Raw genomic sequence first — 20,486 nt, 5'->3', positions numbered from 1 at the left:
CTCCCTGGCCGCCGCACGCTCGGTGTGGAACGCGGTGGATGCCTGCATGACACCGTTAGGAATCATGGGACTCAACGAAGGCCGGGCCTCCGCCCGGACACCCGGCTCGACGGCCGTAGCCTCCTCCGGCGACAAGCCGGCGATCTGGCTGTGGTCGCAGTACCTGCTCGACGCCCTGGCCTGGATCGTGGCCATCCTCCTCGCGCTGATCCTCCGCTACGAGCTGCTCGTCAATGAAGTCAACATCCCCGGCTTCGCCGCGTTCTGCGCGGTGGCCGTCGTCGCCCAGCTGGTGGTGGGGCTCAGCTTCGCGCTGTACCGGGGCAGGTACAGCTTCGGGAGCTTCCACGAGGCGAAGCTCCTCGTCATCGTCGCAGTGCTCGTCGCCGTCATCCTGGTGCTCGTCAGCGTCGCGTTCTTCACCGTCATCCAGGTCCCGCGCAGCATCGGCATCATCGCGTTCCCCTTCGCCTGCATGTTCCTCGCCGCCACCCGCTACCTCAAGCGCATGTACGTGGAGAGCAAGGCCAAGCCCGGCGAGGACGCGCAGCGCACGCTGATCTACGGGGCAGGGTTCCTCGGCAACTCGCTCGTGGGCCGCATGATGCAGGATCCGGGCTCTCCCTACTTCCCCGTCGGCCTCATCGACGACGATCCGGCCAAGAAGCACCTGCGGCTCTCCACCGTGCCCGTCCTCGGGCGGGTCGACGATCTGCGGGACGTCGTGGCGAGGACGCAGGCCTCGGTCCTCGTCATCGCGTTCGCGGAGGTGGAGGCCGCGCAGGTGCGCCGCGTCTCCGACCTCGTGGCGGGCCTGGGCATCCGGGTGCTCGTCCTCCCGCCACTGCGGGACATGCTCGGCGCCGCCGGTGCCGCCATCGCGGACTTCCGCGAGGTCGCCGTCGAGGACCTCATCGGACGCCGTCCGGTGGACATCCACCCGGACGAGGTGGCCGGGTACGTCACCGGGAAGCGCGTCCTGGTGACCGGGGCCGGCGGGTCGATCGGCTCGGAACTGTGCCGCCAGCTCGCGACCTTTGCCCCGGCGGAGCTCATCATGCTCGACCGCGACGAGACCGGCCTGCAGTCCACGCAGATCTCCCTCACCGGGCGCGGCCTGCTGACCGGTCGCGACACCGTGCTGGCCGACATCCGCGACGCGGACGCACTGCTGAACATCTTCGAGGACCGCAAGCCCGAGGTCGTCTTCCACGCGGCCGCCCTCAAGCACGTATCGCTGCTCGAGCAGTACCCGGAGGAGGCCTGGAAGACCAACGTCCAGGGTTCCCTGAACGTCCTCCGGGCCTCCGCCGCCGTCGGCGTCACCCACTTCGTCAACATCTCCACGGACAAGGCGGCGGACCCCACGAGCGTCCTCGGCCACTCCAAGCGCGTGGCCGAGAAGCTCACCTCGTGGCAGGCGGAGCACACGGGCCAGCGGTACGTCTCGGTGCGCTTCGGCAACGTGATCGGCAGCCGCGGCTCCATGCTCCCGCTGTTCACCGAGCAGATCCGCAACGGCGGTCCGATCACCGTGACCGACCCCGAGGTGACACGTTTCTTCATGACCATCCCCGAGGCCTGCCAGCTCGTCGTCCAGGCCGGGGCGATCGGCAGGGGAGGGGAGGTCCTCATCCTCGACATGGGCGAGGCCGTGAAGATCCTCGACGTCGCCCAGCGCATGATCGCGATGTCCGGCAAGGACATCGACATCGTCTTCACGGGGCTGCGGCCCGGCGAGAAGATGCACGAGGACCTGATCGGCGTCGGCGAGGACGACTCCCGCCCGCGCCACCCGAAGATCTCCCACACATCGGTGGCGCCGCTGGATCCCGGGCACCTGAGCCTCCAGCGCTGGAAGACCGAGGGTGGCTTCGGCCAGGCGCAACTCGGCATCCTGGCCGGTGAGCCCGGTGAGCCCGGTGAGCCCGCCGCCCGCACCACCACGCCGTCCACCGCCGGCGCCACGGGACCGACGTCGTGACCGCGCAGCTGGTCATCGTCGGGCTCGTCGCCCTGGGCCTGTCCCTCGCGCTCCCCGTCGTCGTGAAGCCCCTGCTGAAGCGCTGGGGCGTGGTCGACATCCCCAACGACCGCTCCTCGCACAACACCGTCGTGATCCGGGGCATGGGGATGGCCGTCGCCGTCGCGATCCTCGTCGCCCTCGCCGTCTCGCTCGCGATCGGGGTCGTGGCCGTCGACCGCTCGCTCGTCCTCGTCGTCATCGGGATGGTGGGTGCGGCGTCGACCCTCGGCTGGATCGAGGACTTCCGCGGACTGTCCATCAGGGTGCGTGCCTCCGCGCAGCTCCTGATCGGCGTGCTCGGCACGATCGTCCTCGCGACGACGATCGAGGACAGCAGCTACTGGTGGGTCCCGGTCGGGGCGATCGCGGTGGCCACCTACATCAACGCCGCCAATTTCATGGACGGCATCAACGGCATCTCCGGCATGCACGGGCTGGTCGTCGGCCTCTTCTACTCGTGGGCCGGGGTCCTCAGCGACCAGGTGTGGCTCACCGTCGCGGGGCTCGTGGTCGCTGCAGCGTTCGCGGGCTTCCTGCCCTGGAACCTCGGCCGGGGCTTCGTGTTCCTGGGCGACGTCGGCAGCTACCTCCTCGGGGCGTCGATCGCGGCCATCGCCGTCACGGGCCTGCTCGCGGGCGTCTACCTCGAATACCTCCTGTCGCCGGTGCTCATCTACCTGGCGGACACGTTCACCACGTTCCTGCGTCGGGCGCGGCGCGGGGAGCGGCTCTCCGTCGCGCACCGCCAGCACGTCTACCAGAGGCTCACCGATACCGGGCTCAGCCATGTGCAGGTCGCCCTCTTCGTGAGCATCCTGTCCGTGCTCACCGGGGCCGCGGGTTTCGTGCTCGCCACCGCCCCCGCACCCCTCGCCGTGTCCGCCTCGCTGTTCGCCGCGGCCGTGGTCGCGCTGTACCTCTACTCGCCGCGGATCTTCCGCGCACTCGCCCGTCGCCGGACGGTGGTCGACGCCTGAGCGGGGGAGCGCACCCCGCCGTGAGGTAGAATTTCAGGCGCCGGGCGCGGTGACCTGCGGGCCCGCGCATCCGGCCCCAGCCCTCCCGACGCCGTCGATCGAGGACCAGCAGGGCGCCCCCCCCCCCCCGGCGCAGCCGACAGAGCGGACAGCACGTGCCACGACCGGAGAACCCGGCCACCGGAGCCGACGACCCGACGCTCTCCCCGGCGTCCGGACCCACGACGAGCCCCTGGCTGCGCATCCTCGCCCGGAGTGCCGCCGCGGGAACGGCGACCGCCGTCGTGCTCGCAGCCGTGGCCCTGCTTGTATCCTCACCCGCCGCCGGTCTGAGCGTGCTGTTCGGAGCGGCCCTCGTCATGACGTTCTTCGGCATCAGCCTCCTGATCGGCCACTTCACCGGCAGGACCAACCCCTCCGGCGCGCTCGGACTGTTCGCCGTCACCTATGCCATCAAGGTCGTCGGGTTCGGGGCCGTCCTGTTCCTGTTCGGGACCCCGGGATGGCTCGAGCGGACCTGGTTCTTCTGGGGTGCCCTCGCAACGGTGATCGTGTGGCAGGTGGCGGAGGTCGTCGCGTTCTCGCGGCTCCGCACGCCCCTCTACAACGACACGCCCGGGCCGACCGGGAGCATCCCGGCATTCCGGCCACCGGAAGGACACTGACATGGCGGGCATCTCCCCGGGGCCCGACGACCGCTCCGGCGTCCCCCCGGAACCGGGCGAGGCGCGCTTTTCCAACGGCGGCTACAACGCCGGTATCGCGGTCCTGAGCTACATGATTGGCGGGATCGCGGTATGGAGTTTGATAGGCTGGGGGCTGGATAATCTCCTCGACACGCGCTGGTTGGTGCTGGCGGGAGCGTTCTTAGGTGCAGCAGGGGGTTTCTATCTCTCCCACATGCACAACCTCACCCGGAACCACACACCGAATCCGCAGAGCGGATCCCGGTCGACGTCCGGTGCCGAGGATGGACCGGAGTGACTTCCCACAACTTCATGAGTCGGACCAGTCACGCTGCGGCCGAACAGATCTTGCCCAACGATGGACACTGCAGAGAGGAAACGCGTTGATCGCGCTTGCGCTCCCGGCCGCAACTACCGAAGAGGGATTCGTAGCCCCGACGATCGAGGACACCCATTACCGGGATATCCTCCCCTGGGGTGACCCCTACGGCGTCTGGTTCGATCCTGGCTTCGGCAAGCAGATGCTCATGGTCATCCTGTCCGTGGTCATCATCGCCGCCTTTTTCCTCGTGGCGTCACGACGCCACGAGATGGTCCCCGGCAAGGTGCAGTTCCTCGGTGAGACCGCGTACGGTTTCGTGCGCAACTCCATCGGCAAGGACATCATCGGCGGCCGGGACTTCCTCAAATACGTCCCCTGGCTCTTCACCGCCTTCTTCTTCGTGCTGGTGAACAACATCTTCGGGGCCATACCGTTCCTGCAGCTGCCCACCTTCGCGCACCCGGGCAGCGCCTACGCCATCGCGGCGATCTTCTACGTGCTCTGGGTGGGCATCGGTATCCAGAAGCACGGCCTGCGCTTCTTCAAGCTGGCCGTCGTCCCCTCGGGCGTGCCCTGGTACATCCTGCCGATCGTCGTGCCGATCGAGATCATCTCGAACTTCATCGTCCGCCCGGTCACCCACTCGCTGCGACTGTTCGCGACGATGCTCGCCGGTCACCTGATCGTGACCCTCGCGGGATCCGCCATCGAGTACATGGTGATGACGGGCAACATCCTGCTGCAGGGCACCAGCGTGCTGGTCCTCGCCGGCGCCGTGGCCATGTACATGCTGGAGGCCCTGATCATGGTACTGCAGGCGTACGTCTTCACGCTGCTCGCCGCGATCTACATCGAAGGCGCTCTCAACGCCGACGCCCACTGATTTACACACGTCTTCCCCGTCGGGGATGATCCCAAACAACCTGTCGCATCACAGCGGCATCTTGAAAGGAACACAATGGAAGTACAGGGTAGCCTCAACATGGTTGGATACGGCCTCTCCGCGATCGGCGGTGGTGTCGGTGTCGGTCTCGTCTTCGCGGCCTACATCAATGGCGTAGCTCGCCAGCCCGAGGCACAGCGTGTCCTCCAGCCCATCGCCTTCCTCGGCCTCGCGCTGACCGAAGCCCTCGCGATCCTGGGTCTCGTCTTCGCCTTCGTCATCGGCGCCTGACAAGGCCGCCCTGACCGACCGAAGACAAGCTGAAGAAAGACGGGTGAAAAATGCTTAACGCAGCGATTATGGCGGCGGAGGAGGGCTCCAGCCCGCTCGCACCGAATTGGTGGGAGTTCCTCGTGACGTTGGTCGGCTTCGCCGTGCTGATGTTCATCGTCATCAAGTACGTCATGCCGGCATTCGAGAAGACGTTCGAAGAACGCACAGCTGCCATCGAGGGTGGCATCGCCAAGGCGGAAGCCGCCCAGGCGGAAGCCAACGCGGCGCTGGAACAGTACAAGCAGCAGCTTGTGGATGCCCGCACCGAGGCCAACCGCATCCGTGAGGAAGCACGCGCCGAAGGTGCCCAGATCCTCGCGGACCTGAAGGAGAAGGCGGCTGCCGAGTCGGCGCGCATCTCCGAGCAGGCCCATGTACAGATCGAGGCAGAGCGCCAGGCCGCAGTGGTCTCGCTCCGCGCGGAGGTCGGCACGCTCGCGACCGACCTCGCGAGCCGGATCGTCGGGGAGTCCCTCGCCGATGACGCCCGCTCGTCCCGCGTCGTCGACCGTTTCCTCGCCGACCTCGAGACTTCGTCGCAGAGCGCAGGTGCAGCGAAGTAATGGCAGGAGTATCGAGCCAGTCCCTGGCAACCGTCCGTGAAGGGTTGGAGGCCCGCCTCCAGGGCGCAAGCCTGAGCCTCGCAGAGGAGCTGTTCGGCGTGCTGTCGATCCTCGACAGCAACGCCGGCCTGCGCCGCGCACTCACGGACCCGTCCCGCAGCGGCAAGGACAAGGCAGTGCTGGTGGACCAGCTCATCGCCGGCCGCGTCTCGTCCGACGCCGCAGCCGTGGTCAAGGACCTCGTCAGCGAGCGCTGGGCCAACGCCCGCGACATCGGTGACGCCCTGGAGACCCTCGCGGCGACCGTGGTCATCGCGGTGGCCGAGCAGGGCAGCGGTGTGGAGGGCCTGGACCGGCTCGAGAACGAGCTGTACGCCTTCACGCAGGTGGTCGCTTCCGACCACGCCCTGCAGAGGGCGCTCTCGGATGCGCAGGCCAGCCCGGAGGCGAAGGTCGCCCTCGGCCTGAAGCTCGTGCCGCAGGCCGGGCCCGCAGGCAGGCTGCTCATGACCCAGGCCGTGCGCTCACCGCGCGGGCTGAAGCCCGCGATCCTCGTCGAACGGTTCCTCGAACTGGTCGCCGCGCGCCAGCAGCGCTGGATTGCCAACGTCAGCGTCACCCGTCCGCTGACGGCAACTCAGCTCGAACGGCTGGAGTCCGGTCTGAACGGCATGTACGGCCGCGAGCTCAAGGTCAACGTCAAGGTAGACCCCGCACTGATCGGCGGAGTCCGAGTCAGCGTAGGAGACGAGATGGTCGATTCGACCGTCATCACGCGGCTGTCCGAACTCCGCCGCAAGCTGGCAGGATAGGGCGCCCGCGCCCCGTCCGTTCCGCGCCACACCCACTGAATCACACACCGGTCGCCACGCATCCCATGGTGATCACAACACAGGAGAGCAGGGACTGAGATGGCCGAATTGACCATCAACGCCGAAGACGTCCGTAGTGCGTTGAACGACTTTGCGGCGTCCTACGAGCCCGGAAACGCGGAGCGCGTCGAAGTCGGCCGCGTGACCACCGCCAGCGACGGCATTGCCCGTGTCGAGGGTCTTCCCTCCGTCATGGCCAATGAGCTGCTGCGGTTCGAGGACGGCACGCTCGGACTCGCCCAGAACCTCGACACCCGTGAAATCGGTGTCGTCGTGCTCGGTGACTACAACGGAATCGAAGAAGGCCAGGAAGTACACCGCACGGGCGAGATCCTCTCGGTCCCCGTCGGTGACGCCTTCCTCGGTCGCGTCGTCGACCCCCTGGGCCAGCCGATCGACGACCTCGGCGAGATCGTCGCCGAAGGCCGCCGTGCACTCGAGACCCAGGCTCCCGGCGTCACGCAGCGCAAGTCGGTGCACGAGCCCATGCAGACCGGGCTCAAGGCCATCGACGCCATGATCCCGATCGGCCGTGGACAGCGCCAGCTGATCATCGGTGACCGCCAGACCGGCAAGACCGCGATCGCGGTGGACACGATCATCAACCAGAAGGCCAACTGGGCTTCCGGCGACGTGAACAAGCAGGTCCGCTGCATCTACGTGGCGATCGGCCAGAAGGCATCGACCATCGCCGCCGTGCGCCAGACCCTCGAGGACAAGGGTGCCCTGGAGTACACGACCATCGTCGCGTCTCCTGCCTCCGACCCCGCGGGCTTCAAGTACCTCGCCCCCTACGCCGGTTCCGCCATCGGGCAGCACTGGATGTACGGCGGCAAGCACGTCCTCATCGTGTTCGACGATCTGTCGAAGCAGGCCGAGGCCTACCGTGCGGTGTCCCTGCTGCTGCGGCGCCCGCCGGGACGCGAAGCCTACCCGGGTGACGTGTTCTACCTGCACTCCCGCCTGCTCGAGCGTTGCGCCAAGCTCTCCGACGAACTCGGTGCCGGTTCGATGACGGGTCTCCCGCTCGTCGAGACGAAGGCGAACGACGTCTCGGCGTACATCCCGACGAACGTCATCTCCATCACCGACGGCCAGATCTTCCTGCAGTCGGATCTCTTCAACGCCAACCAGCGTCCCGCCGTGGACGTCGGCGTGTCGGTGTCCCGCGTGGGCGGTGCCGCCCAGGTGAAGTCGATGAAGAAGGTCTCGGGCACGTTGAAGCTCGACCTTGCCCAGTACCGCGACATGCAGGCCTTCGCCATGTTCGCCTCGGACCTGGATGCGGCGTCACGCCAGCAGCTGACCCGCGGTGCACGCCTGATGGAACTGCTCAAGCAGGGCCAGTACTCGCCGATGCCGGTCGAGCAGCAGGTCGTGTCCATCTGGGCCGGTACCAACGGCTACCTCGATGATGTCCCGGTGGAGGACATCAACCGTTTCGAGACGGAATTCCTGGAGCACCTTGGACACAAGTCGCAGATCCTCACCACGCTCGCCCAGACGGGCAAGCTCGAGGACTCGACCGCCGAGGAGCTGAAGTCGCAGATCATCGGATTCAAGCAGGGCTTCTTCGGTGCCGGGGCGGACGGCTTCGGTGCAGGTCACGAGGAATTCCAGGCGATCGACGCGGATTCGGTCGAGCAGGAAAAGATCGTTCGACAGAAGCGCTAGAGGATCTGCAGGACGGGAGGGGCCCGGCCCCTCCCGTCCGCAGGACCCTGGCCTGATCGCTTCCCGTAGCGGGGGCGAAGGAAAGGACAAGAATGGGAGCCCAGATCCGGGTCTACCGCCAGAAGATCGCCTCGACCACGTCGACGCGGAAGATCTTCAAGGCGATGGAGCTGATCGCGACTTCTCGCATCGGCAAGGCACGCTCGCGAGTCGCGTCGGCACTGCCGTACGCCAACGCGATCACCCGTGCCGTTTCGGCCGTGTCGTCGCAGTCTGAAATCGACCACCCGCTGACCACCGAGCACGGTGAAGTCCGTCGTGCCGCCGTCCTGGTGATGACCTCGGATCGCGGTCTCGCCGGCTCGTACTCGGCCAGTGCGCTCAAGCAGGCGGAGGGTCTCTTCGAGACGCTCCGGTCGGAGGGCAAGGAGATCCAGGCCTTCCTGGTCGGCCGGAAGTCCCAGGTGTACTTCGATTTCCGCGGCCGCGACTACGAGAAGGTCTGGACGGGTTCCACCGACGCCCCCGAGTTCTCCACGGCACGCGAGATCGGCGAGGCGCTGCTCGCGGCGTTCCTGAAGGACTACGAGGACGGCGGAGTGGACGAGATCCACGTCGTCTACACGAAGTTCCGCTCCATGGTCGTGCAGGAGCCGTCGGTCATGCGCCTGCTCCCGCTCGAGGTCGTGGAGGAGGAAGTGACCCAGGAGGGTGACCTCCTGCCGCTGTACGAGTACGAGCCGGAGCCCGAGCAGGTCCTGGACGCCCTCCTGCCGCGCTACATCGAATCGCGCATCTTCGCCGCCATGCTCCAGGCGGCAGCGAGCGAGCTCGCCGCCCGCCAGCGGGCGATGAAGTCCGCGGGCGACAACGCGACAGAGCTGATCAAGAAGTACACCCGCCTCCGCAACACCGCCCGCCAGGCCGAGATCACCCAGGAGCTCTCGGAGATCGTGGCCGGCGCGGACGCACTGAACGCCTCCTGACGCACCTCCCCATCCGGGCCCTCGAGGGTGCCGGGTGCACAGCTAGACTTAGTTCCACGCCATCTACGTAAATGAAGTGAGAGAGATGACTGCCCAGACTGTTGAACACGGTACGGACTCAGTTGCCCCCGGCGCCACCGGCCGTATTGCACGTGTCATCGGCCCGGTTGTCGACGTCGAGTTCCCGGCCGACGCAATCCCCGCAATGTACAACGCCCTCACCACCGAGATCACTCTCAACGGTGAGACCCGCCTGATCACCTTCGAGGTCTCGCAGCACCTCGGCGACAACCTCGTGCGCGCTATCTCCCTGCAGGCCACCGACGGCCTCGTCCGGGGGACCGTGGTGCAGGACACCGGTGCGGCGATCTCCGTCCCCGTCGGCGACGGCGTCAAGGGACACATCTTCAACGTCCTGGGCCAGCCGCTCGACGTCGACGAGTCCGAGCTGCAGATCACCGAGCGCTGGCCGATCCACCGCAAGCCCCCGGCCTTCGCTACCCTCGAGGGATCCACGGAGATGCTGGAGACCGGCATCAAGGTCATCGACCTTCTCACCCCGTACATCAAGGGCGGAAAAATCGGCCTGTTCGGCGGCGCCGGTGTCGGCAAGACCGTGCTCATCCAGGAGATGATCACGCGTGTGGCCCGTAACTTCGGCGGCACCTCGGTGTTCGCCGGTGTGGGCGAGCGTACCCGTGAGGGCAACGACCTCTGGGTGGAGATGGAAGAGGCGGGCGTCCTGAAGGACACCGCGCTCGTCTTCGGCCAGATGGACGAGCCGCCCGGAACGCGCCTCCGCGTGGCGCTCTCGGCCCTGACCATGGCGGAGTACTTCCGCGATGTGCAGAACCAGGACGTGCTGCTCTTCATCGACAACATCTTCCGGTTCACGCAGGCGGGTTCCGAGGTGTCGACCCTGCTGGGCCGCATGCCGTCCGCCGTGGGCTACCAGCCGAACCTGGCCGACGAGATGGGTCTCCTCCAGGAGCGCATCACCTCGACCAAGGGCCACTCGATCACGTCGATGCAGGCGATCTACGTCCCCGCCGACGATTACACCGACCCGGCGCCGGCCACCACCTTCGCGCACCTCGATGCGACCACCGAGCTCTCCCGCGAGATCGCGTCCCGTGGCCTGTACCCGGCCGTGGACCCCCTCGCGTCGACCTCGCGCATCCTGGATCCGCAGTACATCGGCCATGATCACTACACCACGGCCGTCCGCGTGAAGCAGATCCTGCAGAAGAACAAGGAACTGCAGGACATCATCGCGATCCTCGGCATCGACGAGCTCAGCGAAGAGGACAAGGTCGTCGTCGCGCGTGCGCGCCGCATCCAGCAGTTCCTCTCGCAGAACACCTACACCGCGAAGCAGTTCACCGGCGTGGAGGGCTCGACGGTCTCCATCAAGGACACCATCGAGGGCTTCTCGGCGATCTGCAACGGCGACCTCGACCACATCGCGGAGCAGGCGTTCTTCAACATCGGCGGACTCGATGACGTCGAGCGCCAGTGGGCCAAGATCCAACAGCAGACCGGTAAGTAAAGCCCATGGCATCACAGGGCGAACTCGAAGTCGAAGTTGTCGCGGCCGACCACTTCGTGTGGTCGGGCGCGGCGCGCAAGGTCAACGCACGCACGTCGAACGGGCAGATCGGGATCCTTCCCGGTCACGCACCGATCCTCGCGATCCTCGAAGCCGGGGAGATCTCGGTGGAGCCGGTCAGCGGCGAGCGCCTGGTCGTCGGCGTGGATGGAGGCTTCTTCTCGGTCGATTCCAACCGCGTCGTGATCGTGGCGGACAACGCCAAGGTCGGCGGTTCGGTGACTCCGGAATCCGCCTAGGCCTCCCAGCATGGAGGCACTGGGTGTGACGTTCATCTGCCTTGCGGTCGTCTTCGGCCTGCTCGTGCTCGTGATCGGAGCATTCCTCCTCCGACGGTTCCACCTGAACCGTGCCCTCGGCACGTTCGACGCCTCCATCCGCCTCCCTCCCAAGGGATGGCGGGTGGGGGTTTGTCGTTATACGGACAATCACCTGGAATGGCTCAGCCTGCTGTCGCTGAGTCCCATCCCCAAATTCCGTTTCCTGCGGAGCTCGCTCGAGGTCGAGGGCTGGCGGGCGCCCACGGAGGCCGAACGGGTGCGCGTCCAGCCGGGGGCGATCATCGTCCAGCTGGCCCACGAGGGCGAGGCGTTCGACATCGCGATGCGCTACGACGTGTACGCGGGCCTCTCCTCATGGATCGAGGCCGGCCCGGTCATCGGCATCGGGACCTGGCGCTGACGTCCCTTCCGCGGAGCCGTCCCCGAGGCGAGGGGCTCAGTCCTCGATCGGTCTGACCCACGTCCCGTCGCGCAGCACGCCCTTGAGCCGGAGATCGGGCGACACCACGACAGCGTCGGCGCGCAGCCCGAGACGGAGGCTGCCGACCTCGTCGGAGAGCCCCAGCACCGCTGCGGGGACGGCGGTCGCCGAGCGCACCGCGTGGACGACGTCGACCCCCGCCTCGACCGTGCACCTCACGATGTCCAGCAGGCTCCCCGCACCACCGGCCAGGACGCCCGTGGCCGTGAGGACGGCCGCACCGTCGATGACGGTGATGGCGCTGTGTCCGAGGCGGTACTCGCCCGACGCGCGGCCCGCCACCGCGGTGGAGTCGCTGACGAGGCAGATGTTCTCGGAACCCGCGACCGTGAAGGCCATCCGCACCGTCTCGGGGTGGAGATGGACGTTGTCCGCGATGAGCTCGACGGCGATCTCCCCGGCGCGTGCCCGCTGCAGCAGCAGCGGTACCGGTCCGGGTGAGCGGTGGTGGGTCACGGGCATCGCATTGAACAGGTGGGTGGCCGTCGGCCGTCCGCTGAAGCCCGCGAAACCGGTCGAGGCGAGCTCCTCGTTGATGAGGTCCAGGGCGTCCGAGGTCTCCTCGGTGGAGCTGTCCGTGTGCCCGATCGAGGGGATGACCCCGTGTGTCACGAGCTCGTAGACCAGGACGTCGCAGCCCGGCAGTTCCGGGGCGTAGGTCATCGACGCGAGATGTCCCCGGCCCGCGGTGACGAGCCGGGAGATGTCCTCCTGCGTGGGCAGGATCAGGAACGCCGGGTCGTGGGCGCCGTGGCGCTTCCTGGACAGGAACGGACCCTCGGCATGGATGCCGGCGATCAGCCCCGACTCCGCGGCCGCCGCGAGCCGGCCGAAAGCGGCCTCGAGCTCCGCCAGCGGCGCCGCACACGTACTCGCGAGCACCGTCGTCGAACCGCTGCGATGCAGGTGGGCCGCCGCGCCGGCGATGTCGGCGTCAGAGCCCGAGGTGAAGTCGCCTCCGCCGGCCCCGTGGCAGTGCAGGTCGATGAGCCCCGGGAGGATGAGGTAGCCCTCGGGCAGCTGCTCCACGGGGGCTCCGCCGTTCGCCGACCCGGCCTCGGTGATGCGTGAGCCCTCCCACCGCAGGACGCCGTCGTCGATGATCCCCGCGCCGGTCACCATGCGTCCGGACAGGGCTGTGGGCGTTCTGCTGGAGAGAGCCATGGTCCGAGTGTAGGGGGCCGGACGCAGCGTCCCTAGAAGAGGCGGGACGCGCTGTCGTCGACGCCGCGCATGGCGTCGTAGTCCAGCGTCAGGCAGTCGATGCCCCGGTCCGTGGCCAGGACCCGTGCTTGGGGCTTGATCTGCTGGGCGGCGAACACGCCGCGCACGGGGGACATGAGCGGATCCCGGTTCAGCAGCTCGAGGTAGCGGGTGAGCTGTTCGACGCCGTCGATGTCCCCGCGACGCTTCAGCTCGATGGCCACCGTACGGCCCTGGGCGTCGCGGGCGAGGATGTCCACGGGTCCGATGGCCGTCATGTACTCCCGACGGATCAGCGTGAACCCTGCGCCCAGCAGTTCGATCTGCTCGGCGAGGAGGCGCTGGAGATCGGCCTCCACGCCGTCCTTGACCAGGCCCGGGTCGACGCCGAGGTCGTGGGAGGAGTCGTGCAGGTGCTCGCGGATGTTGATGACGAGCCGGTCGTCGCTCTTGGCGTGCTGCACGGTCCACACCTCGGTGATGCCCTCGGCGCGGTCGGCGTCGTCGGGTGCGCTCACGCGCAGGCTCGCGGGCGGGCTCATCCAGTTCAGGGGCTTGTAGGAGCCGCCGTCGGAGTGCACCAGCACGGAGCCGTCCGACTTCACCATGAGGAGCCGGGTGGCCAACGGGAGATGCGCCCGGAGGCGGCCGATGTAATCGACGGAGCAGCGGGCAATGACAAGACGCACGGGGACGACTCTACCGGGCGGAGTGCGCAGCGCATGATTCGGGGAGCGGTCCACGGGGGGCCGCCGGGGCCGCGGGCGGATGGCAGACTGGAGCCGTGCCCCGTTCCAACCGACCCAGCCGGCCCGGTGGTGGTGCGCGGAGCAAGTGGACCCCGCCGCCCGAACTGGACCTCGAGCGTGCCCGGGCGGGCATCCCCAGCCGCGAGAGCGCGCCCGACGGCGAGTGGTCCGTGCGTCGCATCACGGAGCGGAACGCCGCCAAGACCTACACCTGCCCGGGCTGCAATTCCTTCATCCAGCCGGGGATCGCGCACCTCGTCGTCTGGCGGGAGGACTCGCTGTTCGGTCCGCAGACCGCGCTCGCCGAGCGCCGCCACTGGCACGTGCGGTGCTGGCAGACGCGCAGCTTCCGCTACTGACACGGCACTGACACGGCGCGCACGGACCGGTGGCCGTGCGCCGGGCGCCGGGCCGGCCCGACCTAGACTGGGGTGCATGGCCAGCGACACCACCGACTACAGCTTCACGACCAGCGACGAGCCGATCGAGATCCGCGCGTCCACCGTCCTGCCCGCCGATCGGCGGGAGATCGAACTGCACACCGCGGACGGGCTGACGCTCGTGGGGGAGTTCGCCGCGCCCTCCGGCGGGCGTACCCCGAAGGCGACCCTCGTGACGCTCCACCCGCTGCCCACGCACGGCGGCTTCATGGACTCCCACGTCTACAGGAAGGCGTCCTTCCGCCTGCCGGCCCTCGCGGACATCGCCGTCCTGCGCTTCAACACGCGCGGCACCTGCTCGCCGCGCGGGTGCAGCGACGGGGAGTTCGACGGCGGCGACGGCGAGCGGCTGGACCTGCAGGCGGCGGTGGACTGGGCCGTGGCGCAGGGCCTGCACCACATCTGGCTCGTGGGCTGGTCCTTCGGCACCGAGCTGTGCCTGAAGTACGGCGCCCGGGACCCGGTGGCGGAATTCGTCGAGGGGGCTATCCTGCTGTCGCCTCCGCTGCACCGCGCGGGGGACGCCGACCTCGACGCCTGGGGTGCCAGCGGCCTGCCCCTGAAGGTGCTGGTACCGGAGTTCGACGACTACCTGGTGCCGGAGGACGCGGCTGCCCGGTTCGCGCGGGTGCCGCAGGCCGACGTCGCCGGTATCGACGGCGCGAAGCACCTCTGGGTGGGGGAGAAGTACGCGGCGCGCGCCCTCGACGAGATCGTCGGCGTCGTGCGCCCCGAGGTGGACCTCCCGCTGCCCACGCAGTGGACGGGCCCGGCCGCCGTCGCACCGTCCGCGCTGGTGACGCGCTGACACGGAGTGCCGCGCCCGGGTGCCGCCCGGCACGCCGGACTACTGGCGGTCCTGGCGGGCGATGAAGACCTCCTTGAGCAGCAGCATCACGGCGGCCGCCGTCGGGATGGCGATCAGGGCGCCGAGCACGCCGAGGAGGCTGCCGCCGGCGATGACCGCGATCACCGCGACCGCGCCGGGCACCGCGACGGCGCGCTGCATGATGCGCGGCGAGATGAAGTACGCCTCGAACTGCAGGTAGGCGACGTACGGGATCGCGAACAGCAGCGCCGTGTGCCAGCCGACGGTCAGGGCGATCAGGGAGACCAGGACGGCCGCGATGGCCGCGCCGATCAGCGGGATGAAGGCCAGGAGCACGACGACGAATGTCAGCAGCACGGAGAACGGCACGCCGGCGATCGACATCACGATGAACGCGAACGTCCCGTTGAGCAGGGCCACGCAGGCCTGGCCGATGACGTAGAGGCCCACACTGCGCGTGATCTCCTCCGAGAGCACCTCGACGCGGGGCCTGCGGGAGCGGGGGGCCAACCGGTACGCCCACTTCTTCATGCCCGGCAGGGACGCGAGGAAGTAGAGGGCGAGGACGAGGATCACCAGCGCTCCGAAGAGCCCGTTGACGATCACCGTGCCCACTCCCAGGACACCGCCGAAGATCCCGCCCACGGCTTCGCTGTTGGCGAGGAACTTGTCGATCTCGGAGCTGACGCGCTCGCGCACCTGGAACTGCCGGTCGATGCTGGTGAAGAACTCCGAGCTGAGGAAGCTGTCCGCGTAGCCCGGCGCACGGTCGATGATCTGCGAGGTCTGGCTCACGATCGTCGGGATGAGCAGGGCGAAGAACCCGACCACGACGCCCACGAGGATCAGGAGGGAGACGGCGATGCCGGCGGGCCTCGGGACGTATTTCGTCTCGAGCCAGCGGACGATCGGCTCCAGGCCGAGCGCGATGAAGAGCGCCGCTCCGATCCAGACGAGGAGCTGGCCGACGTTGGTGATGATGAAGAAGGCGAGCAGCGCGAGCCCGACGCCGACGCTCATCATGAAGCCGAAGTGGATGGGGTGCGCGCGCATGGTCGGCGCGTCGTTGCCTCCGAACTTCAGGCGTTCGTCGGCCAGGGACACATCAGGGTCCACCGCGACCTCGCCCGGCTCCACGTCGGGCGGGAATTCGAAGCGGGGGCGCGGCCGGGCGGTGGGGAGGGAGCGCCGTGCCAGGGTGAAGAGGGAACGCCAGGACGGCTCGGGCCGCGCGACAGCCTGTGCCTGGTCATCGGAGGGCCCTCCGTCGCTTCCGTTCGAGGCCGGCTCGGGCCGCGGGAGCGGCTGATCGAGCGGGACGTCCTGGGGGTCTGTCAACGAAGGGCTCTGCTTTCACGTGCGCGGCGCCGGGACCGCGGGAGGGAGGACTAGCGAAACCCTAACAGCAGGGTCACGCGGAGCCGGGTTCTTGACGGACGGCGGTCCGGGTGGGCCCCAGGGGCCCCGCGGCCGGATCGGCACCGACGATTGTCGTTACCATTGAGGAACTATTCCTGCGTGGGCCCGCAGCGGCATGCGTCGCCGCGCCGGACCACCAGAGCGGGATCAGAGCGGAAGGGGCCACGCGGTCCGCCGTCACGGACAACGATAGGCAACCAGTGCGCGTGAAGACAGCAGTACCGATCATCGTGGCAGGACTCCTGCTGATGCTCCTCGGCATCGGACAGCGGACGGTCTGGGCCCCCGCAGAGACCGTCACCGCCGTCGTCGCCCAGGACGCCACGGCCGGACCTGTCACCGTGATCGAGCCCGGGGCCCGGGGGGACGCAGACGGCCCTGTCGAGGTGACGGTCGAGGCCGACGGCCCCTTCACCCTGGCCGTCGGGCGTGCGTCCGACGTCGACGCCTGGGTGGGCGACGCAGCGCACCTGAGCGTCACGGGACCGGGTGAGGAGACATTGGAGTCCGGGTTCTCGGAGGGCGAGGACTCGGTGCCCGATCCGAGCGGCAGCGATCTCTGGATCGCGGAGGAATCCGGGGACGGATCCCTGACCTACCGGTGGAGCGAGCCCACCGAGGGCGACTGGTCCATCCTGCTCGCGGCGGACGGAGAGGCACCCGCCCCCACCCGGGTGTCCGTCACCACCCCCAACGACCAGTCCACCCCTTTCGCCCTGCCGCTCATCATCGGCGGCGCGCTCGTCGTCGTGCTCGGCATCGCCCTCCTGCTGATCCCACCCCGCCGCCCCGGGAACGGGCACCGACCCGAGCCCGTGGAGGGGACGCGCGCCTACGCACGCCGGAACGCCACGGCCGGCACCCGCGGCAGCGCCTCCCGCACGGCCGCCCCCGGCGCGGTCCTTCTCGTCACGGGGCTGGTGGGGTCGGGGGCGCTCCTGGGCATCGCTCCCTCGATCGCCACGACGACGCCGTCGCCCACGCCGTCGCCGTCCTCGAGTGCCTCGTCGGCCACCGTCAACGGGGCGCCCTCGGCGGGCAGCGAGGCCAGCGGGCCGCCCGTCGTCCTCGACAGCCAGCTCGAACGCATCCTCGGCGCCGTCGCGACCGCCGTGGCCGACGCCGATACCGCCTCCGACGCCACGCGCCTCGCCCCCCGCGTCGACGGCGCCGCCCTGGACCTCCGCACCGGCGCCTACGCCGTGCGCGCCAAGGACACCCAGGCCGCGGCCCCCGCGCCCGTCGCCGCGTCGCCGCTCCTGCTCGACATGGTCCCCACGGGGACCGGGTGGCCCCGGACGGTCGTCGCCCTGACACAGGGCGACGGCAACCCAGTGCCGCAGGCGCTCCTGCTGGTCCAGGACACGCCGCGTGAGAACTACCGGCTGACCTCGGCCGTGCAGATGCTGCCGGGCAGCACGTTCCCCTCGCCTCCGGCTCCGGGCGCCACCGGTCCGGTGCCGCTCGACGACGACGCCGCCCTCGCGAGCGCGCCGCAGTCCGCCGTCACATCCATCGCCGACTTCCTCACCGAGCCCTCCGGCACGAACGCGGAGACCTTCGAGGAGAATTCCTTCGCCGAGGCGATCACCGAGTTCCAGGCCGGCGTCGTCGCCGACCCGGGCAACAAGGCCGCGAAGATCACCTTCACGCACGCGGCCCGGGAGGATCAGACGCAGGCACTCCTGACCGGTGACGGCGGAGCGATGGTCTTCGGCTACCTCACGCACACCTACTCCAGCGTCCCGAAGGCCAGCGGCGACACCATCGACCTCAAGGGCACGGTGTACCAGTCGCTGACAGGGAAGGCCGTGAGCGAGAAGGGCATCGACGTCAACTACGGTGAGGCCGTGATGATGTACGTACCGCCCGCGGGCAGCGAAGATAGGATCCGGGTCATCGGCGCCGCCCAGCAGTTGCTGTCGGCCACCCTCCGCTGACCTCCCCCACACCCCTCCCTGCTTCGACCAGTAGCAGTCACAGAAAGGCAGAGCATTGTCCACACCAGCACAGCGGGGCGGGATGCCGCCGTCGAGCATGAACCTGCGGGGAGCGGTGGACCTCTCCGCCCTCAAGGCACGCGCGGATGCGGCCGCACGGCCTGCGCCGGCACAACAGGCCGCGGCGGGATCGAGCCCGTACATCGTCGAGGTGACGGAACAGACGTTCCCCCAGCTCGTGCAGCTCTCGGCGCAGGTACCCGTGGTCGTCAACCTCCGCGCCACCTACAGCGACCAGTCCACCCAGGTCACCGCCGTGCTCGAGGCCGCCGCCGTCGAGTTCGACGGACGGATCCTGCTCGCCAACGTGGACCTCCAGGCGCAGCCGCAGATCGCGCAGGCCTTCCAGGCGCAGGGCGCGCCGACCGTCGTCGCCGTCGTGAAGGGCCAGCCCGTGCCCCTCTTCGAGGGCGTCCTGCCCGATCCCCAGATCCGCGCCTACCTCGACGAGCTGATGAAGGTCGCCGAGGCGAACGGCGTGACAGGGACGCTCAACGACGGTGCAGAGCCCGCTCCGGCCGGCGCGGAGGAGCCACCGCTGCCGCCGCTGCACCAGGAGGCGTTCGACGCGATCGAGCGCGGTGACTACGGTGCCGCCGCGGTGGCCTACCGCCGTGCGCTCGCCGAGCAGCCGGCCGATGCCGACGCGAAGGCCGGACTCGCACAGGTGGAACTCATGGACCGCGTGCAGGACCTCGACGCCGCCGAGGCCCGCCAGCGCGGCGCCGACGAGCCCGACGCCGTGGGAGCCCAGCTGACCGTCGCCGACCTGGACCTGACGGGCGGCCACGTCGAGGACGCCTTCAGCCGCATCATCGCGTTCATCGGCCGGACCTCCGGCGAGGACAGGGAAGCAGCGCGCAAGCGCCTGCTGGAACTGTTCGACGTCGTCGGCGTCACGGACCCGCGGGTGACGAAGGCGCGCAGCGCGCTGGCCCGCGCCCTGTTCTAGGCGCCTCCCCGGGCGCGCTGCGCCCATCCGCTCTCCACCCCAGAGGACCACGATGACTCCTGCAGCTGCCCCGACCGGTGTGCCCGGCCTGTTCGATCCGATCACGCTCCGATCCCTCGCGCTGCCGCACCGCGGCTGGGTCGCGGCGATGTGCCAGTATTCGTGCGACCCCGTCGGCGCTGCCGGCGTACCGACCGACTGGCACCTCGTCCACCTCGGGCAGTTCGCGCTCGGCGGTGCGGCGCTCATCATCACGGAGGCGGCCGCCGTCAGCCCCGAGGGCATGATCAGCCCGCGCGACGCCGGCATCTACACGCGGGAGCAGGCTGATGCGTGGCGCCGGATCAACGACTTCATCCACGAGCACGGCGCGGTGGGCACGAAGACCGCGGTGCAGCTCGCCCACGCCGGCCGCAAGGCGTCGACATACTGGCCGTTCAGCGGCAAGCGCGACTCGGTGCCGGAAGCCGACGGCGGCTGGCAGACCCTCGGTCCCACGGACGAGGCGTTCGGGGCCTACGCCTCGCCGCGGGCGATGACCGAGGACGACATCCGGCAGGTCATCCGCGACTTCGGTGCCGCCGCCGCGCTCGCCGTCGAGGCAGGCTTCGACACCATGGAGATCCACGCCGCGCACGGCTACCTGCTGCACCAGTTCCTCTCGCCCCTGGTCAACACGCGGACCGACGGCTGGGGCGGGTCGGAGGAGGCCCGGTTCCGGCTGACGCTGGAGGTGGTCCGCGAGGTCCGCCGCGCCATCCCGGAGGGCATGCCGCTGCTGCTGCGCATCTCGGCCTCCGACTGGACAGAGGGCGGGCTCGACGGCGACACGTCCGCGCGGCTCGCGAAGCGGGCGGCCGAGGAGGGCGTCGACTTCGTGGACGTGTCCTCCGGGGGAGCGATTCCGGCGGCGGCCATCCCCGTGGGGCCGGGCTACCAGGTATCGCTCGCCGAGGAGGTGCGGTCCTCCGGCGTCCCGACCGGCGCCGTCGGCCTCATCAGCGATCCGCGTCAGGCGGAGGAGATCATCCGGGGCGAGCGGGCCGACGTCGTGCTCATCGCTCGAGCCGCACTGCGTGACCCGCACTGGTGGATGCGCGCCGCCCATGAGCTCGGACACGACCTCGTGCCTGCCCCGCAGTACGGGCGAGCCGGGTCCTACTGACGAGGCCTTTTCCTCCTTTGGGATGACGATCGGCGG

Annotated in this window: 21 protein-coding genes; 18 read left to right on the top strand and 3 right to left on the bottom strand. The window is 69.1% G+C overall.

The features are described 5' to 3' along the window. The first annotated feature begins 64 nt into the window (after window positions 1-64). The 13 genes from IWX63_RS00720 (at window position 65) to IWX63_RS00660 (ending at window position 11,612) form a co-directional block, all read left to right on the top strand. Window positions 65-1,984, top strand: coding sequence for a polysaccharide biosynthesis protein (locus IWX63_RS00720; RefSeq protein WP_199276243.1), 1,920 nt, complete (start codon window positions 65-67; stop codon window positions 1,982-1,984). Continuing rightward, a complete protein-coding gene (locus IWX63_RS00715) occupies window positions 1,981-3,003 on the top strand; it encodes an MraY family glycosyltransferase (RefSeq protein WP_199276242.1) in 1,023 nt (340 codons plus the stop codon). Before IWX63_RS00720 ends, IWX63_RS00715 begins: the two co-directional genes overlap by 4 nt. Before the next feature lie 155 nt (window positions 3,004-3,158). Next, complete coding sequence (locus tag IWX63_RS00710; protein WP_199276241.1) at window positions 3,159-3,668, top strand: hypothetical protein; 510 nt, start codon at window positions 3,159-3,161, stop codon at window positions 3,666-3,668. A 1-nt stretch (window position 3,669) separates the two neighbouring features. Continuing rightward, window positions 3,670-3,987: an AtpZ/AtpI family protein gene (locus IWX63_RS00705; RefSeq protein ID WP_199276240.1), complete on the top strand. Its 318-nt coding sequence runs from the start codon at window positions 3,670-3,672 to the stop codon at window positions 3,985-3,987. Between the two features lie 85 nt (window positions 3,988-4,072). Further along, window positions 4,073-4,894 carry a F0F1 ATP synthase subunit A gene (atpB, locus tag IWX63_RS00700; RefSeq protein ID WP_199276239.1) on the top strand — a complete coding sequence of 274 codons (822 nt, stop codon included), beginning with the start codon at window positions 4,073-4,075 and terminating at the stop codon, window positions 4,892-4,894. A gap of 75 nt (window positions 4,895-4,969) precedes the next feature. Continuing rightward, window positions 4,970-5,185 (top strand): ATP synthase F0 subunit C, encoded by a 216-nt coding sequence (locus tag IWX63_RS00695; RefSeq protein ID WP_043446083.1) that lies wholly within the window; start codon window positions 4,970-4,972, stop codon window positions 5,183-5,185. Between the two features lie 50 nt (window positions 5,186-5,235). After that, on the top strand, window positions 5,236-5,790 hold the full coding sequence (locus IWX63_RS00690; RefSeq protein WP_199276238.1) for a F0F1 ATP synthase subunit B: 555 nt from the start codon (window positions 5,236-5,238) through the stop codon (window positions 5,788-5,790). Next, complete coding sequence (locus IWX63_RS00685; protein WP_199276237.1) at window positions 5,790-6,602, top strand: F0F1 ATP synthase subunit delta; 813 nt, start codon at window positions 5,790-5,792, stop codon at window positions 6,600-6,602. The genes IWX63_RS00690 and IWX63_RS00685 overlap by 1 nt, the downstream gene beginning before the upstream one ends. A 99-nt stretch (window positions 6,603-6,701) precedes the next feature. Continuing rightward, window positions 6,702-8,336: a F0F1 ATP synthase subunit alpha gene (gene atpA, locus IWX63_RS00680; RefSeq protein ID WP_199276236.1), complete on the top strand. Its 1,635-nt coding sequence runs from the start codon at window positions 6,702-6,704 to the stop codon at window positions 8,334-8,336. A 92-nt stretch (window positions 8,337-8,428) separates the two neighbouring features. Beyond that, on the top strand, window positions 8,429-9,322 hold the full coding sequence (locus IWX63_RS00675) for a F0F1 ATP synthase subunit gamma (protein ID WP_199276235.1): 894 nt from the start codon (window positions 8,429-8,431) through the stop codon (window positions 9,320-9,322). Window positions 9,323-9,407: 85 nt separating this feature from the next. After that, a complete protein-coding gene (atpD, locus tag IWX63_RS00670) occupies window positions 9,408-10,871 on the top strand; it encodes a F0F1 ATP synthase subunit beta (protein WP_199276234.1) in 1,464 nt (487 codons plus the stop codon). A 5-nt stretch (window positions 10,872-10,876) separates the two neighbouring features. Then, window positions 10,877-11,170, top strand: a complete 294-nt coding sequence (locus tag IWX63_RS00665; protein ID WP_199276233.1) for a F0F1 ATP synthase subunit epsilon — start codon at window positions 10,877-10,879, stop codon at window positions 11,168-11,170. 10 nt (window positions 11,171-11,180) lie between these two features. Continuing rightward, the gene (locus IWX63_RS00660; RefSeq protein ID WP_199276232.1) at window positions 11,181-11,612 is read left to right on the top strand and encodes a DUF2550 domain-containing protein; all 432 of its coding nucleotides are present in this window, start codon (window positions 11,181-11,183) and stop codon (window positions 11,610-11,612) included. A 36-nt stretch (window positions 11,613-11,648) separates the two neighbouring features. Here IWX63_RS00660 and IWX63_RS00655 read toward each other — a convergent pair whose 3' ends face one another. Continuing rightward, window positions 11,649-12,857: an N-acetylglucosamine-6-phosphate deacetylase gene (locus tag IWX63_RS00655; RefSeq protein WP_199276231.1), complete on the bottom strand. Its 1,209-nt coding sequence runs from the start codon at window positions 12,855-12,857 to the stop codon at window positions 11,649-11,651. A gap of 32 nt (window positions 12,858-12,889) precedes the next feature. Further along, window positions 12,890-13,585: an endonuclease NucS gene (nucS, locus tag IWX63_RS00650; RefSeq protein WP_199276230.1), complete on the bottom strand. Its 696-nt coding sequence runs from the start codon at window positions 13,583-13,585 to the stop codon at window positions 12,890-12,892. Between the two features lie 95 nt (window positions 13,586-13,680). Between nucS and IWX63_RS00645 the strand changes: the two genes are divergently transcribed. Together IWX63_RS00645 and IWX63_RS00640 are read left to right on the top strand one after the other, a co-directional pair. Further along, a complete protein-coding gene (locus IWX63_RS00645; protein ID WP_199276229.1) occupies window positions 13,681-14,004 on the top strand; it encodes a hypothetical protein in 324 nt (107 codons plus the stop codon). Window positions 14,005-14,080: 76 nt separating this feature from the next. Next, window positions 14,081-14,893, top strand: a complete 813-nt coding sequence (locus tag IWX63_RS00640; RefSeq protein ID WP_199276228.1) for an alpha/beta hydrolase — start codon at window positions 14,081-14,083, stop codon at window positions 14,891-14,893. Between the two features lie 39 nt (window positions 14,894-14,932). Here the strand turns inward: IWX63_RS00640 and IWX63_RS00635 are convergent, their stop codons facing one another. Beyond that, window positions 14,933-16,252 carry an AI-2E family transporter gene (locus tag IWX63_RS00635; protein ID WP_199276227.1) on the bottom strand — a complete coding sequence of 440 codons (1,320 nt, stop codon included), beginning with the start codon at window positions 16,250-16,252 and terminating at the stop codon, window positions 14,933-14,935. Window positions 16,253-16,539: 287 nt separating this feature from the next. Between IWX63_RS00635 and IWX63_RS00630 the strand changes: the two genes are divergently transcribed. Genes IWX63_RS00630 through IWX63_RS00620 form a run of 3 tightly spaced genes read left to right on the top strand, consistent with a single transcriptional unit; the run spans window position 16,540 to window position 20,450 of the window. Continuing rightward, window positions 16,540-18,273, top strand: coding sequence for a hypothetical protein (locus IWX63_RS00630; RefSeq protein WP_199276226.1), 1,734 nt, complete (start codon window positions 16,540-16,542; stop codon window positions 18,271-18,273). A 55-nt stretch (window positions 18,274-18,328) separates the two neighbouring features. After that, window positions 18,329-19,285 carry a tetratricopeptide repeat protein gene (locus IWX63_RS00625; RefSeq protein WP_334685516.1) on the top strand — a complete coding sequence of 319 codons (957 nt, stop codon included), beginning with the start codon at window positions 18,329-18,331 and terminating at the stop codon, window positions 19,283-19,285. A gap of 52 nt (window positions 19,286-19,337) precedes the next feature. Next, window positions 19,338-20,450, top strand: a complete 1,113-nt coding sequence (locus tag IWX63_RS00620) for an NADH:flavin oxidoreductase/NADH oxidase (protein WP_334685515.1) — start codon at window positions 19,338-19,340, stop codon at window positions 20,448-20,450. Window positions 20,451-20,486 lie beyond the last annotated feature (36 nt).

The organism is Arthrobacter sp. CAN_A2, assembly GCF_015752045.1.
In the GTDB taxonomy this organism is placed as follows: domain Bacteria; phylum Actinomycetota; class Actinomycetes; order Actinomycetales; family Micrococcaceae; genus Arthrobacter_D.
The sequence above is the reverse complement of the archived record's forward strand: the minus strand, read 5'-3'. Positions and strand labels throughout refer to the sequence as shown.